The following is a 606-nucleotide window of genomic DNA, read 5'->3' as shown; positions in this document are numbered from 1 at the left end:
GAGCTATAAATCTTTTCCCAGTCTTCATATGAAATATGTCCATGGAAACGCAAAACGCCAGCACCTAAAGCGCTGGCATCTAATTCAAATAATGTGATTAACCCATCAACATAGAGTTTTTGAAAATCACTGTTCAGTGTCATCTTCAATCACCTCATGTGGCAGCTCTTGTAAACGTAGAGAAATAAACCGGCCTTCAGTAATATCAACTGGCTTATCAAGATCTGGAACAATTGAAGCCGTTTCAACATCAAATTTCTTTTTATAGGTTTTGACCGAAATATCATTATTATCTAGCTGCTCATAAACAACTGAAAAAAGTACATTCCCGTTTGCATCTTTCGGGGTTTCGATATACCAGCCTTCTTGAGCAAATCCCAATGATCCTGAAATTAAATATTCACCGATTCCGATACGCTTGAAAGTAATTGTTTGAAGTTTAGCTTCATCATTCAATTCAATATGATCAATATATAAATCACATATTGGAGATGCTGATTTAATAAAACCATTGGCATCTACAGAGGTATTATGCCCCGTACGCAAAGGTTGCCACGTGGACCATGTATCACTACCAGCCCCATATCTTAAAAACAAATCTCGACC

At 37.1% G+C, this 606-nt stretch carries 2 pseudogenes; both read right to left on the bottom strand.

What is annotated here, in order from left to right:
• Positions 1–143 (bottom strand): annotated as a pseudogene (locus tag GJV03_RS21345) (phage minor tail protein L); the annotation flags it as partial.
• Positions 127–606: pseudogene (locus tag GJV03_RS21605) on the bottom strand (phage tail protein); the annotation flags it as partial. The pseudogenes GJV03_RS21345 and GJV03_RS21605, both read right to left, overlap by 17 nt.

This window comes from Acinetobacter sp. RIT698 (assembly GCF_009668065.1).
GTDB classification, from domain to species: Bacteria; Pseudomonadota; Gammaproteobacteria; order Pseudomonadales; family Moraxellaceae; genus Acinetobacter; species Acinetobacter guillouiae.
Note: the sequence above shows the minus strand (reverse complement) of the source record. Positions and strands in the feature narration are given on the sequence as shown.